Below are 13,689 nucleotides of genomic sequence, written 5' to 3' on the forward strand. Positions count from 1 at the left end.
CGATTAACTGGATGCAGTTCTAGCATTGGGAATTGGACGTACCATAGTGTGCGCAACGCGAGCGCGTCACCAACCAATCAGGGCTTCCTGCCGCTCACAATATAAGCTGACGCCTGAAATACGACCTCACCGTCAGCAGTACGGAACGCAGCCAGCGCGTCATCAGCACAGGCTAAGACACTCGCAATTTTCTCTTCGCTCAGATGAATGTCAAAAAGCGGAAGCCAGCCGCGCAAGTCAGCCTCAACCATCGTCCGTGCACTTGGAAAGCGCGCCGGTTCAGTGTCGCTCACCACCTCGATGTCCAGGAATCCAGCCTTTTCATAGACTGAAACAACCTCAGCAGGGTTCCCAAGCGAATAAGGCAATCTCAGAGCATCCCCCGCCGCGGTGCTGATCTCGGACTCCAAGAGCCTGATAATGGCGTGATAGGCCGGATTGTGATCCAGATCGTTCCAGACCGCTACGGCCAGCGCGCCGCCCGGTCTGATGACGCGATTCATTTCCCGCGCTGCCGCATCTCGGTCCCGAAAGAACATCATCCCGAACTGGGAAAGCACGGCATCGAAGGTCCCGCTCTCCAACCCGGTATCCTCTGCACCCGCCAAAACCCAGTCAATGCGTGGCTCAACTTCGCGCGCGGCCGCGATCATTCCGGGCGCTGGATCAAGCCCGGTTACGCGGCCTCCATCGCCCACCACTGACAGCAAGTGCCGCGCCAGAACACCGCTGCCGCATGCAATGTCCAAAACCTGCTGGCCAGTTCGGACTCCGGCGGATTTCACCAAATGTGGGGGCCACGGCGCAAACAACGCGGGCACAAACAGCTCCTCATAGCCACGCCCAGCGTCCAGTTCTTCTTGTGAAACAGTAGGTTCCATAGTGTCTCTCCGGCTCAGTCATAAGAACCCCGACACAAAAGACCCTACACCCTCTCTCGATTCGAAACGAGATGTGCGACCTTCTCGCTATTCCTAGCATGAATGGCTTTACAAATTCCGCACCCTAGATCGCCGATACGCCCCCGCAGGCCCTACCACCAACTCATGCAACGCCCAGACCAGTTCGTTGACCCGGTCGCGCGAGCCCTGCTCCTGACCCCAGCTTGGCCGATTGCAAGGTTTAGCAGCTCGCTGGACATTTAACCCAATTCCTTTGCAATCGCCGCCAAGTTCTTGTGATTTCGTGCCACGGCAATTGTTTGCGTTTCACATGCCCCCACGTGTGCTTCAGATTAAAGAGGCCACCCGATGAATGAAAACGAACCTGTGCCGTCCGGACACTCCGATACGAACAATAACTGGACCAAGGAACCTACTGCTGCCGACAAACACGTCTACGAGGTGTTTGCCTCCAACGTAGTCGTTCTTGTGCAGCTGCTTGATGACTACAAAACAATGATGTCGCCGGATGTCCATGCAAGGCTGTTTTCTTCGCTGCTGACGTTGTCGCGGTTGCTCGGTGAATACGAGGACAATTGGAATCAAGACTACCCAACGTCCTGAACCTGAATGCGCCCAGCGAAAGATCAGCCCTTTAGGCGAAATATGATTGTTTGTAGAGCACCCCTCAAAGTGCTCACAACGTCCTTACCCTCGGCCGCCGATACGCTCCCGCAGGCCCAACAACCAGCTCATGCAGCGCCCAGACCAGCGCGTCTACGCGATCGGGCGAGCCCTGCCCATCGAACCCGCGCGCGGTCATCTGGCACATCTGCTCCTCCAGCGCGTCCAACTCGGCCATATGGCTCACCCGCCCCTGCTCGTACAGGGCCGCCACGGGTTCGGCTCGCGCGACCTTGCCACGTGACGCCCGCACCGCGCGGAACGGGACCAGAGGGTCCACCTGCCGCACCACCTCTTCCACCAGTTGCCCGCCCTGATTGACTTCGGCCACCAGCCGCTCGGCCCCGAATTCTTCCATCGCGTGAATCGCCGCCTGCGCCCAGCCCGCGGGGCCGACGCCCTGCACCGTCCGGTCGGCCAACACAAAGGCGCGCCACTCCTCGGGCGGCCCCTGTAGCTGAGCGCCCACGACGACGATCCCGCAGGCATCCGCATCCGAGCCCGCCGTCACCGCCGGGTCCAGCGCCACCACCACCCGATCCAACTCGGGCACCCGCGCACAGCGCGCCGCCTCCAGCATCGAGCCCGTCCACAGCGCCCCTTCCGCATCCGACAGCAGCACCCCGTCCAATTCCTGCCGCCCCAGCCGCGTACCCGCATAACGCGCGCGCACCTCGTCCAGAAACGAGTCTGCCAGATTGGCCCGGTTCGCCTCGGTCGGCGCATGGGTCTGCACGGTCGAGGGCGATGCCAGCAATTCCTTCAAAACCTTCACATTGCGCGGCGTCGTGGTCACGCAGACCCGAGGCCGTTCCCCCAGCCGCAACGCAAATTGCAGCATATCCCAAGTCTCCCCGGCCTTCTTCCACTTGGCCAGCTCATCCACCCAGGCCGCATCGAACTGAGGGCCGCGCAACCCCTCGGGATCATGCGCCGAAAACGCCTGCGCCTCGGCCCCGTTGGGCCAGACCAGCTTGTGCTCTGATGCCTTCCACGTAGGCCTCCGATCCGGCGGCGAACATTGCAAAATACCGCTATCGCCGAAAATCATCACGTCGCGCACCTGATCAAAAGTCTCACCGACCAAGGCGACGCGACTGGCCTCGCCCTTGTCCAACGGCAAAGACCCCTCAACCATAGACCGCACCCATTCGGCCCCGGCCCGCGTCTTACCGGCCCCGCGCCCGCCCATGATCACCCATGACCGCCAGTCCCCCTCGGGCGGCAACTGATGCGGCAGCGCCCAGAACTCGAACAGGAAAGGGAGGGCACACAGCCCCCCCTCCCCGATCTCACTCAGAAATCTGTCCTGCACCGCAGCAGGCGCGGAGGCGAGCCAGCCTGCACCCGATCTCAGATCGTGCCCGATCAAGGTCGAGCGCATAGCCCCCTTGGGCAATTCCGGCTTGTCTGTGATGTTGTTCGACAAAGCTTGTCTCCACTTTCTGGCAACTTCGGATCAGCCCCTCTAGCTGACCCAGTTGCTTGCCTGTTCCGGCAAGGTCTGCATCCTCCCCGGCGCCGATCTGTTTTCGCAGTTCTTCCGCTGCCTGGCGCAGATCGCGAATGGATCTCTCAAGCGACTGCAACAAGTCGGCCGTTTGGGAAATCCGCTCTTCCGGGGTAATCAAAGTCATGTTTGCCTGTGACCTCATGCGTGAGTTTTTCCGCACGAGAGAAACGAAAAACGGCCACCGGGTCACCCCGGGACCGTTGCCCACCTCTTCTAGCATGAGATAAGTAGTACGGAATTAAGTTCGCAAAGTCAATGCGTTACGCAACATCGACGCAACACGCACCGTACGCAGCGTTAAGATCAGCCGCCCGTCAGATCCTGCGCCAGCATCATGGCGTTCTGGTCCGGATCATAGAATGTGGCCGTGCTGACCATGCCTTCGATCGTCTCTGTCGGGCCGTCAAACGCCACCCCGGCCGCCTCCAACGCGCCGCGCGCCACAGCAATATCGGCAACCTCATAGACCGGCACGCAATTGCCCGGCGACGGCTCTGCCTGTTCCCCCAGCCCCAAGGTCACACCGTCGACATTGGTACGCATTTCGCTCCACCCCGCTTCGTCGATGTGGTGGACCAGCTCGAAGCCAAGCATGTCGCGATACCAATCCGCGCTGGCGTGGCGATCCCTAACTGAAATCGCAAACGTGATGGTGTTCTTCAATGAAACAAGCGGCATCGAGCTTCCCTTATGTCTGTAAGTATAGTAACTATACTTTATGGACATTAAACTACTTGTCAAGCTCACCTCGCGCGCGTGGTCGCTGAACATTCTGGCGCTGATGCACACAGGCGTGCCCGGACGTCAGGCCCCTCTGCTCACCGCCTCCAGCGCCAGCCGAACAGCCTTCGCGGCCAGTCTCGAACACCTTGTCCAACTCAACCTGATCGAACGGAACCCCGGCCATGGCCATCCCCTGCGCCCCGAATTCCGCCTGACCCAGGCCGGGGCTCAAGCCGCCCTGACCGCCCACGAAATCCTCAAGATCACCCCCGAAGACAGCACCCGCAAGCTTCTCCGTAAATCATGGACCGTTCCGATCCTGGCCCTGACCGGCACCCCGCATCGCTTTTCGGCCATCAAATCGGACCTGCCCCCCATCACCGACCGCGCCTTGTCTTCCTCGCTGCATCAGCTCGAAGATCACGACTGGATAAGACGCGATATCGAAACCTCGGGGCGGATGCCCTTCCCGACTTATCGCGCGGTCAACACCGGATTTGCGATCCATCAGGCGGTTGGACTGGGCCAGTTGGCGCAGCAACACCCTCATTCAGAACGTAACAAACTCCAGCCTAAAGCTTGACATTCCCCCGCCCAACCCGCATGTGCCCCTCAAACAGCGCTGCCGCGTGAGCACCCGGGCCATCCAAAGCCCCCACAGCGCCCGATCCACCCATAGTTCCCCATCACGCAGGGTTCTTGACGCGACGACCGGACACCGCAGGAACCGCCTGCCTGTCCCGAGGTCTCGCACAACCCCTGCCGGTCGCGGATGCGGCCCATTGCGACTTGCCCGTGGTCCAACCACTCGGGCGACAAAGGATAGTTATTTGTTCGACTTCGACATGCTGGGCCTCGCGCCCGCCCTGAACGACGCGCTGCAACGCGCCAATTTCACCCAACCCACACCAATCCAGAACCAAGCGATCCCGCTGGCCTTGAATGGCCACGATATCCTTGGCCTGGCGCAAACCGGCACCGGCAAGACTCTGGCCTTCGGCCTGCCGCTGATCGATCACCTGCTGGCCCAACCCGGCAAGCCCGATCCCAAAACCGCCAAGGCACTGATCCTTGCGCCGACCCGCGAACTGGTCAACCAGATCGCCGACAGCCTGCGCACCCTCACCAACAAGACCAAGCTGCGCGTTGCCACCGTGGTCGGTGGCCAGTCGATCAACAAGCAGATCATGTTCCTGTCGCGCGGCACCGATATCCTTGTCGCGACCCCCGGTCGCCTGATCGACCTGATGGAGCGCCGCGCCGTCGACCTCAGCTCGGTCCGCCATCTGGTGCTGGATGAGGCCGACCAGATGCTCGACATGGGCTTCATCCACGCCCTGCGCCGCATCGCGCCGGAACTGGGTACGCCGCGCCAGACCATGCTGTTCTCGGCCACCATGCCGAAGCAGATGGAGGAACTCAGCCGCGCTTATCTGACCAACCCGCAGCGGGTACAGGTCTCGCCCCCGGGCAAAGCGGCTGACAAGATCACCCAGTCGATTCACTTCGTTGAGAAGCCTACAAAACCCGCCAAGCTGCGCCAGATTCTGTCTCAGGACACCGATTCCCTGACACTGGTCTTTTCCCGTACCAAACACGGGGCTGAAAAGCTGATGAAAGGCCTCGTCGCCGATGGCTACAACGCGGCCTCCATCCACGGCAACAAAAGCCAGGGCCAGCGCGACCGCGCCATCAAGGCCTTCCGCGCGGGTGAGATCAACATCCTCGTCGCCACAGATGTCGCCGCGCGCGGCATCGACATCCCCGGCGTGGCTTATGTGATCAACTACGACCTGCCCGAAGTGCCCGACAACTATGTCCACCGCATCGGCCGCACCGCCCGCGCCGGGCGCGAGGGCGAGGCCATCGCATTCTGCTCTGCCGAAGAAGTTGATCTGCTGCGTCAGATCCAAAAGCTGATGAAGATCGAAATTCCGGTGGCCAGCGGTGAGATGCCCGAGGCGATCACCCCGACAAAACCGGCGCGTCGTCAGGGCAACCGCCACCGAGGCCCAAAACCGCAGAGCAACAACGGGCCGAAACCCGCAGGCCAAAAACGCCGCCGCCCACGACGCCCCAAAGCGGCGTGATCGAAAGGGTCAGAGGGGTCTGCGCCCCTCTGATCAATGCAGGCTTGGCGGTGTCACGCTGGTTGTCAGGAATGCGGTCGCCAGCAGGATGACCGCCATCACCCCCGCTTCGGCCTTGATCGTGCGGGTCAGACCCCGCGCTGCCAAAGCGTCCCCGGCGCGCAAACCGGGCACAAAGCGCAGCTTGTTCAGCGCCGCCAGAAGCAGCAGCGCGGCAACCAGCGCCACCTTGATCAGCAACACCTGCCCATAGCCCGAGGTCAACAGCGCCGCGACCGATCCGGTCAGGCCATAACCCATATAGCCCCCGGCAATCAGCAGCAGCGGCACGAACACCATCGCGACCTGTCCAAATCTTTCACCAAGCCACGCGGCAGCCTCCAACTGATCCGGGGCCGAGGCCAAACGATGCAATGGCACCAATATCCCGATCCAAGTCGCCGCGCAAAGCAGATGCAGCACAAGGCTGTAAAGCAGGATAGGCGCGTCCCGGTCCTGCACATGGCCAACCGCCGCCAACCCGTACAGGGCAAGTACCCCGCCCACGATCTGCAAGATCATACCCAGACGCGTCGGGACAAGACCTGCTAGCATCAACGCCAGCCCGATCATCTGCCACCGAAGGGCCACACCGCTCTGCGTTTGCCAGAGCAGGCCAAGCATTTCGGGATCCGTCACCCCCGACAAATCTCCGGTCAACGCGCTGCCCTTCAACGCAAAGGACAGAACCGCACAAAATCCGCCACACACCGCGAACCCGGCAATCCGGCCTCGCCGGATTTCCACCCGAAACAGAGCGGCACAGAACACCGATCCGGCCGCGACCAGCACCCCGAAATAAAGCCCCCATTTGACGAGGATCGAGGCTATGCCAATCGGGTCATCCACCCGTCATTCGACCGAAAAGCCAAAGCTGCCTGTTTGCGGATGGCCGTCATCTGATAAGCCCCGCCATTCGATCTGATACACACCCGGCCCTGCCGCGTCGAAGGGCAGCACAATCTCCGTCGTGAAGTCATCAGCCGTACCCAGATCAACCGTACCCGTCTGATCCCCGTTCAACTGCCAGTCCACCCGGGTCAGACGAATATTGCGTCCGAAGACAAATAAAATTTCAGACGGCACCTGATCGATTACAGCCCCGTCCGGCGGAGCGGTTCGCTGCACCGGCGAATGCGCCACCGCGACCGTCGCCATCGCGAGCAAAGTGACAACTGTCAGGGCAATTCTTATCATGGCAGTTCTTTCCAAACCGTTGGCCGCTCACCGAAAACGGCGAAATGATGCGGAATTCCGGTTTGTACAACTCGGAAGACCCGCATCATGGTCGAGGTACAACACGGACACTTTACGCCGTGCCGATCAGTTCCCCGAATTCCGCTCCGCCTCGATCTCGCGCCACTTGGCGACGTTGCGATTGTGCTCATCCAGCGTCTCAGCGAAAGCATGGCCCCCGGTTCCATCCGCAACAAAGAATATGAAATCGGTGTTGTCAGGCGTGACTGCGGCCTCAAGGCTGGCCAGACCCGGATTGGCAATCGGGGTCGGCGGCAAACCTTCGATCACATAAGTATTCCAAGGCGTTACACCGCGCAACTCACTTCTACGCAGACCCCGGCCAAGCGTCCCTTGCCCCTTGGTGACACCATAAATCACGGTGGGGTCTGTCTGCAGTCGCATGCCCTGATTCAACCGGTTAACGAAAACGCTCGCCACCTGCCCGCGCTCTTCCGGCTGGCCGGTTTCCTTTTCGATGATCGAAGCCAGAATCAACATCTCCTCAGGACTGTTCAAAGGCAATCCGTCCTGACGATTCTCCCACGCAGCATTGATCCTAAGCTGTTGTTTTTCCTGCATGTCTGACAGGATAACGTTCCGATCCTCACCGGGCGCAACCTCATAGCTGTCGGGGGCAAGCATACCTTCGGCAGGCAGCTCAGCCACTTCACCGGTCAGCAAATCCATCGCCTTCAGCGACTCGACAACCTGCCAACTGGTGACACCTTCGGCCAGCGAAATACGATAGCGTGTATCAGACTCGCCCCGTTTTTCACCATAAATTTCAGGCGCTTCCTCTTCACCCACCACAAATGATGCAACCTCATCAAAGTTCAGGGTCGCAGGGTTCAGCTCACGTACACGGGTTTGCAAACGGGTCACGCCGATGCGGTATTCGATCTCGGTGCCGCAGGTGCTGGCACCGCTGCGGGTGATCTCGTCGACGATCTGCTCCATCGACGATCCTTCACGCACCAGAAAACTGCCTGCTTTCAGTTGCTGAGATTTGTCAGCATAATCAGCAGCTAAGCGAAAAATCAAACCGCTTCTGATCGCGCCCTGGTCTTCCAGATCGCGACTGACACGGGTCATGTTCGAGCCCGGTTTGACCTGCAGGCAGATCGCAGTTTCAAGCGGGCCTTCGGACGTGTATTTTGACTGCCCCCACAAGACGACACCGCCCAGCAGAAACATACCGACCACCAGAACGGTCAGCGCGTTCGACGCCAAAGCCCGCCACATTTAACTGACCTTTCCGAAGATCACACTTGCATTGGTGCCGCCAAAACCGAACGAGTTCGACAAGGCCACATTGATCTCACGCTCACGCTTGGCGTTCGGCGCCAGATCAATGGGTGTTTCAATCGCCGGGTTGTCCAGATTGATGGTCGGCGGTGCGACCTGATCGCGGATCGCCAGGATCGAAAAGATCGCTTCAATCGCGCCGGCAGCCCCCAACAGGTGACCGGTGGCCGACTTGGTCGAAGTCATGGTTGCCTTGCTTGCATGATCGCCCAGCAGGCGTTCCACCGCACCCAGTTCGATCGTATCGGCCATGGTCGAGGTGCCATGTGCGTTGATGTAGTCCAGATCCTTCGGCTCCAGCCCGGCGCTGCGCAGCGCGGCTTTCATCGAGCGCTCCGCCCCGTCGCCATCCTCGGACGGCGCGGTGATGTGATAGGCGTCGCCGGACATGCCATAGCCCAACACCTCGGCATAGATCTTGGCGCCACGCGCTTTGGCGTGTTCGTAATCCTCAAGCACAACGATGCCCGAGCCCTCGCCCATGACGAACCCGTCCCGGTCGATATCATATGGGCGGCTCGCCTTTTTTGGATCATCGGCATATTTGGTCGACAGCGCCTTGCAGGCGTTGAACCCGGCGATACCGATCTCGCAGATGCAGCCCTCACCGCCGCCTGCGATCATGACGTCGGCGTCGCCCGCACGAATGATGCGACTGGCATCGCCGATGGCATGGGCACCCGTCGAACAGGCGGTCACGACCGAATGGTTTGGCCCCTTGAACCCGTGACGGATCGAAACCTGCCCCGAGGCCAGGTTGATCAGAGCGCCCGGAATAAAGAACGGCGACACACGGCGCGGACCCTTGTCGCGGATCAGGTTCGCCGTATTGGCGATCGAGCCGAGCCCGCCGATCCCGGAACCGATCAGAACGCCCGTGCGCAGGCGGTCTTCTTCATCTTCAGGCAGCCAGTTTGCGTCCTTGCAGGCCATCTCGGCCGCAGCGATGGAATAGAGGATGAAGTCCTCGATCTTGCGCTGCTCTTTAGGCGGCATCCAATCGTCGGGGTTGAAGGTCCCATTGGTTCCGTCCCCGCGCGGCACTTCGCAGGCATAGGTCGTGGTGACCCCGCTTGCTTCGGCATCAAACAGCGTGATGGGGCCTGCGCCGGACTCACCGTCCAGCAGACGCGACCATGTTTCCTCGACCCCGCTGGCCAAAGGAGTGACCAATCCCAGACCGGTTACAACGACTCTGCGCATGAAGTGCCTCTTGCCTGCTTCCTGTTATGAGAACCGCTCATACCCCGGCCCGGGGTGCGGGGGCAAGAGCAACGGCGGATTCTGGCATAGCATCTGATTGCCTTGGGACTATGGGCCAGCCATCCGGCGGATGAAATCTCGTGATCGAACGAAAAATCCGCCCCGCTGTCCGGCAGCCGGGCGGATTCTCTTGTCCTATGACGCTTTACTGAAACTCGGCGACCGGCTCATGGGCCGACTGCGCAACCGCCAGCGCTTCGCCAAGATCGACGGTCTTGCGGAACAGTGCGCGCCCGACGATGGCACCCGAAATGTTCGAAATATAAGCCAGACGCGAGATATCGTCGGTTGTACGCACAACGCCGCTGGCGATGACAGGCGTCCGCGATTTGCTGGCCAGACCCGAGATCAGGCCCAGCTGCGCCTCGACATCTTCCATATCGCTATCGATATCGGTGACCAGAATGGCCGCGAAAGGCGTGTCGGCAAACGCCTCGATAAAGGCGTCGGGCGTAAAGGCGCTTTGACTGCGCCAGCCTTCGGTCATCACCTGACCCTGCCAGACATCCACGGCCAACACGATCTGGTCAGGGTAAAGCTTGGCCAGTTCCTTAACCAACTGAGGATCCCAGGCCGCAAGCGTGCCAATGACGATTCGACCCGCCCCCTTGTCGATCCAGTGCTCGACCTGCTCGCGGGTCCGCATGCCACCGGCCAACTGTACCGACATTTCGCTCGAGCGGATGATCTCTTCGACCAGTTCCGAATTGGTGTTACGACCTTCGATCGCGTCGAAATCGGTCAGTTGCATCCATTCGGCACCCGCCGCCGACCAGCCGCGTGCTGTTTCAACCGGGTCCACATGCCAAAGCATCGCGTCCTCAAGACGTCCCTTGTCCAGCGTAACGCATTTACCGTTTTGCAGTTCCATCGTGGGGTAAATCATCATGATTCATATCCTCCGCTGAATCACTCGTGAATTCCACGATAGCATAAAGTCTCAATTTGCCGTCTCATTTCACAAGATCGGCACTGTTCAGCTATTTTGCGGCACGGCAGCAGAGAATGCGTTTCACAACCGTGCCGGAGGGCCATCGCGGCGAAACAGATGCACCGGCGTGTCGCGATATTCAGCCGCGCGCAGCAGCTTGTACCCGAGCTTTTCGGCCAACCTGCACGAGGCCATATGATCGGCGTCAATCAACGCGACCAGCGGGCCGGGAATAACGCGGTCGAACCAATCATGGGCGGCCTGTGCAGCCTCTTGCCCATAGCCCTGCCCCTGCATCTCGGGGGCCAGAACCCATCCGGCCTCGGGGAAGCCGTCAAAATCCTCGCCCAATGAGCGGTTTCCATAGAAAAACCCGGCCTGACCTATCAATCTGCGATTCGACTGCAGCATCACGCCCCATTGCCCGAAGCCGGTCATCTGCCAGTGGCCAGCATTGCGCAGGAACGAATCCCAAGCCTCGCCACGCGTTTTGGGAGTACCGCCGATATGGCGCACGACCTCCGGATCACGCCAGATTTCGGCGAACCGGTTGAAATCTTCGGGACGCATCGCACACAGGGTCAGACGCGCCGTATTGATCATCGGGGTGGATCTTATCATGCCCTTGCCCGCTCGGAATTTTGCCTCGGATTTCAGAGTGACGAGCGCAAACCACTCAAAGCAAGGGCGAATTGTGGCAATGCATAAAAAAACGGCGCCTCCGTTGCCCGGAAGCGCCGCTTTTCTATCAGTCAGGCAGGCTTAGGAAGCTTCGCTGATAAATTTGACCGCGTCGCCAAAGGTCTGGATGGTTTCGGCTGCGTCATCAGGGATCTCGATGCCGAACTCTTCTTCGAAGGCCATTACCAGCTCAACAGTGTCCAGGCTGTCTGCGCCCAGATCGTCGATGAACGAGGCGTTTTCGGCAACCTTGTCCTCTTCAACACCCAGGTGCTCAACAACGATCTTCTTAACGCGATCTGCGACGTCGCTCATGTCTATTCCTCATTTCATTTCAGGGCGGTTTGCCCGGTTCTGCCCTTGCCCGTTCGGGATGGACTTGTTGTGCCCTTTTCCGGGCGGTTTAGGTCCCGGGTCCCCGGGAAATCAGAGAACCGGCCGTTGAGCCGGTTCCCGCGCATACGCGCCGCCTATAACACAGACAACGCACAAGGCAAACGCTTTCGCGTCTGCCCTGATTTGCGATTACAACATGGCCATACCGCCGTTCACATGCAAGGTGCTTCCGGTGACATAACCCGCTTCGGGGCTTGCCAGATACAGAACAGCCGCCGCAATTTCCTGCGGATCACCCATCCGACCGGCCGGAACCTTGACCAGAATGCCTTCTTTCTGCTGGTCAGTCAGCTTTTCGGTCATAGCAGTGGTGATAAAGCCCGGCGCCACGGCGTTCACGGTAATGCCCCGGGTTGCGACCTCATATGCCAGCGATTTGGAAAACCCGATCATGCCAGCTTTCGATGCGGCATAGTTGGTCTGTCCGGGGTTACCGGTCGCGCCGACCACGGACGAGATGTTCACGATCCGGCCCCAACGCGCCTTCATCATGCCACGGATCACGCCTTTGCACAGCTTCATGGTGGCGGTCATGTTCACGTCGATCACGCTCTGCCAGTCTTCATCCGACATACGCATGAACAGGTTGTCGCGTGTTATGCCCGCATTATTGACCAGAATATCGACCGATCCCATCGCCTCGGCTGCCTGTTTCGGCAGTGCCTCGACGGCTTCGGGGTCGCTCAGGTTACAGGGCAGGACATGGGCGCGCTCACCCAGGCTGTCGGCCAGCGCCTGCAGGGGCTCGACCCGCGTTCCGGACAATCCGACGCTGGCACCCGCTTCATAAAGCGCGCGCGCGATATCGCCGCCGATGCCACCCGAAGCACCGGTGATCAGCGCATTCTTACCTGTCAAATCAAACATCAATAGTCCCTCTCTGGCCACCGATACCGGCGGCATTCTCGCCTATTCTTCTGCGCCAACGGCCTTTTTCACATCATTGGGCGACCCGACCGCAGTACAGGCCAGGGCCCGGTCGATCTTGCGGATCATGCCCGACAGCGCCTTGCCTGCGCCGATCTCCCACGCCTCGGTCACGCCCTGCGCAACCATGTATTGCACGCTCTCGCGCCAGCGTACCGAACCGGTCACCTGCTCAATCAGCAGCTGACGGATCACGTCCGGATCACTCACGGCCTCGGCGCGCACATTGGCGACCAGCGGCACGGCAGGCGTGTTAATTTCGACAGCGGCCAGAGCCTCGGCCATGACGTCTGCGGCAGGTTGCATCAGCGCGCAATGAAACGGAGCACTTACCGGCAGCATCACCGCGCGTTTAGCACCCTTTTCCTTGGCAATCTCAGCGGCGCGTTCGACCGCAGCCTTCGCGCCCGACACCACGACCTGCGTCGGATCATTGTCATTGGCGGCCTGACAGACCTCGCCCTGCGCGGCCTCTTCGGCCACCGCCCGCACGGCATCCAGGTCGAGCCCCAGAATGGCGGCCATGGCCCCTTCACCCACCGGCACGGCGCTTTGCATCGCCTGCCCGCGCGTCCGCAACAGGCGCGCCGTATCGGCAACCGACAGCGCTCCGGCAGCGGCCAAAGCCGAATATTCACCCAGCGAATGCCCGGCCACATATGACGCCATCGAGATCGACGCCCCCTCGGCCTCGAGCGCGCGCATCGCTGCCATCGAGGTTGCCATCAGCGCCGGTTGCGCATTCTGGGTCAGGGTCAAATCCGCGATATCGCCTTCCCAGATGAGATCGCTCAGTTTTTCGCCCAGGGCCTCGTCAACTTCATCGAATACGGCGCGGGCGGCGGGATATGCTTCGGCCAGAGCCTTGCCCATTCCGATGGTCTGGGCGCCCTGCCCGGGGAAAACAAACGCGCGTGTCATAGGAGCCTCTTGCGTAACGTCAGGTTTCGGCGGGGTGTAAACCGACTGACGGCGCGGCACAAGCATTGCCTGCGTTCTGCATTTGGACACTTTAAC

15 protein-coding genes are annotated in these 13,689 nt (G+C 60.4%); 3 read left to right on the forward strand and 12 right to left on the reverse strand.

Annotated features, from left to right (window positions below; translation table 11 throughout):
- Positions 1-77: 77 nt before the first annotated feature.
- Positions 78-881, reverse strand: coding sequence for a class I SAM-dependent methyltransferase (locus ACR3E4_RS00680; protein ID WP_480531761.1), 804 nt, complete (start codon positions 879-881; stop codon positions 78-80).
- Positions 882-1,250: 369 nt separating this feature from the next.
- Between ACR3E4_RS00680 and ACR3E4_RS00685 the strand changes: the two genes are divergently transcribed.
- Entirely contained in the window at positions 1,251-1,505 is a 255-nt protein-coding gene (locus ACR3E4_RS00685; protein WP_480531759.1) for a hypothetical protein, read from the forward strand.
- Between the two features lie 73 nt (positions 1,506-1,578).
- Here the strand turns inward: ACR3E4_RS00685 and ACR3E4_RS00690 are convergent, their stop codons facing one another.
- Together ACR3E4_RS00690 and ACR3E4_RS00695 are read right to left on the reverse strand one after the other, a co-directional pair.
- Entirely contained in the window at positions 1,579-2,949 is a 1,371-nt protein-coding gene (locus ACR3E4_RS00690; protein WP_480532348.1) for a DNA-packaging protein, read from the reverse strand.
- A 432-nt stretch (positions 2,950-3,381) separates the two neighbouring features.
- Positions 3,382-3,756 (reverse strand): VOC family protein, encoded by a 375-nt coding sequence (locus ACR3E4_RS00695; RefSeq protein WP_480531757.1) that lies wholly within the window; start codon positions 3,754-3,756, stop codon positions 3,382-3,384.
- Positions 3,757-3,796: 40 nt separating this feature from the next.
- Between ACR3E4_RS00695 and ACR3E4_RS00700 the strand changes: the two genes are divergently transcribed.
- Together ACR3E4_RS00700 and ACR3E4_RS00705 are read left to right on the forward strand one after the other, a co-directional pair.
- Entirely contained in the window at positions 3,797-4,384 is a 588-nt protein-coding gene (locus ACR3E4_RS00700; protein ID WP_480531755.1) for a winged helix-turn-helix transcriptional regulator, read from the forward strand.
- A 247-nt stretch (positions 4,385-4,631) separates the two neighbouring features.
- Positions 4,632-5,891 carry a DEAD/DEAH box helicase gene (locus ACR3E4_RS00705; RefSeq protein ID WP_480531753.1) on the forward strand — a complete coding sequence of 420 codons (1,260 nt, stop codon included), beginning with the start codon at positions 4,632-4,634 and terminating at the stop codon, positions 5,889-5,891.
- 33 nt (positions 5,892-5,924) lie between these two features.
- Here ACR3E4_RS00705 and ACR3E4_RS00710 read toward each other — a convergent pair whose 3' ends face one another.
- The 9 genes from ACR3E4_RS00710 to fabD all read right to left on the reverse strand — a co-directional run bounded on the left by ACR3E4_RS00710 (position 5,925) and on the right by fabD (position 13,593).
- Positions 5,925-6,779, reverse strand: a complete 855-nt coding sequence (locus ACR3E4_RS00710) for a copper resistance D family protein (RefSeq protein ID WP_480531751.1) — start codon at positions 6,777-6,779, stop codon at positions 5,925-5,927.
- A gap of 3 nt (positions 6,780-6,782) precedes the next feature.
- Entirely contained in the window at positions 6,783-7,127 is a 345-nt protein-coding gene (locus tag ACR3E4_RS00715) for a copper resistance CopC family protein (RefSeq protein WP_480531749.1), read from the reverse strand.
- 126 nt (positions 7,128-7,253) lie between these two features.
- A complete protein-coding gene (mltG, locus tag ACR3E4_RS00720) occupies positions 7,254-8,411 on the reverse strand; it encodes an endolytic transglycosylase MltG (protein ID WP_480531747.1) in 1,158 nt (385 codons plus the stop codon).
- Positions 8,412-9,677 carry a beta-ketoacyl-ACP synthase II gene (gene fabF / locus ACR3E4_RS00725; RefSeq protein ID WP_480531745.1) on the reverse strand — a complete coding sequence of 422 codons (1,266 nt, stop codon included), beginning with the start codon at positions 9,675-9,677 and terminating at the stop codon, positions 8,412-8,414.
- A gap of 205 nt (positions 9,678-9,882) precedes the next feature.
- A complete protein-coding gene (locus tag ACR3E4_RS00730; protein WP_480531743.1) occupies positions 9,883-10,626 on the reverse strand; it encodes a 1-(5-phosphoribosyl)-5-[(5-phosphoribosylamino)methylideneamino]imidazole-4-carboxamide isomerase in 744 nt (247 codons plus the stop codon).
- Positions 10,627-10,749: 123 nt separating this feature from the next.
- Positions 10,750-11,289, reverse strand: coding sequence for a GNAT family N-acetyltransferase (locus ACR3E4_RS00735; protein WP_480531741.1), 540 nt, complete (start codon positions 11,287-11,289; stop codon positions 10,750-10,752).
- Between the two features lie 141 nt (positions 11,290-11,430).
- Positions 11,431-11,664: an acyl carrier protein gene (locus tag ACR3E4_RS00740; protein WP_008756330.1), complete on the reverse strand. Its 234-nt coding sequence runs from the start codon at positions 11,662-11,664 to the stop codon at positions 11,431-11,433.
- Between the two features lie 210 nt (positions 11,665-11,874).
- The gene (fabG, locus tag ACR3E4_RS00745; RefSeq protein WP_480531739.1) at positions 11,875-12,612 is read right to left on the reverse strand and encodes a 3-oxoacyl-[acyl-carrier-protein] reductase; all 738 of its coding nucleotides are present in this window, start codon (positions 12,610-12,612) and stop codon (positions 11,875-11,877) included.
- Positions 12,613-12,654: 42 nt separating this feature from the next.
- Complete coding sequence (gene fabD, locus ACR3E4_RS00750; RefSeq protein ID WP_480531737.1) at positions 12,655-13,593, reverse strand: ACP S-malonyltransferase; 939 nt, start codon at positions 13,591-13,593, stop codon at positions 12,655-12,657.
- Positions 13,594-13,689: the final 96 nt, after the last annotated feature.

The organism is Ruegeria sp. AP11, assembly GCF_056535865.1.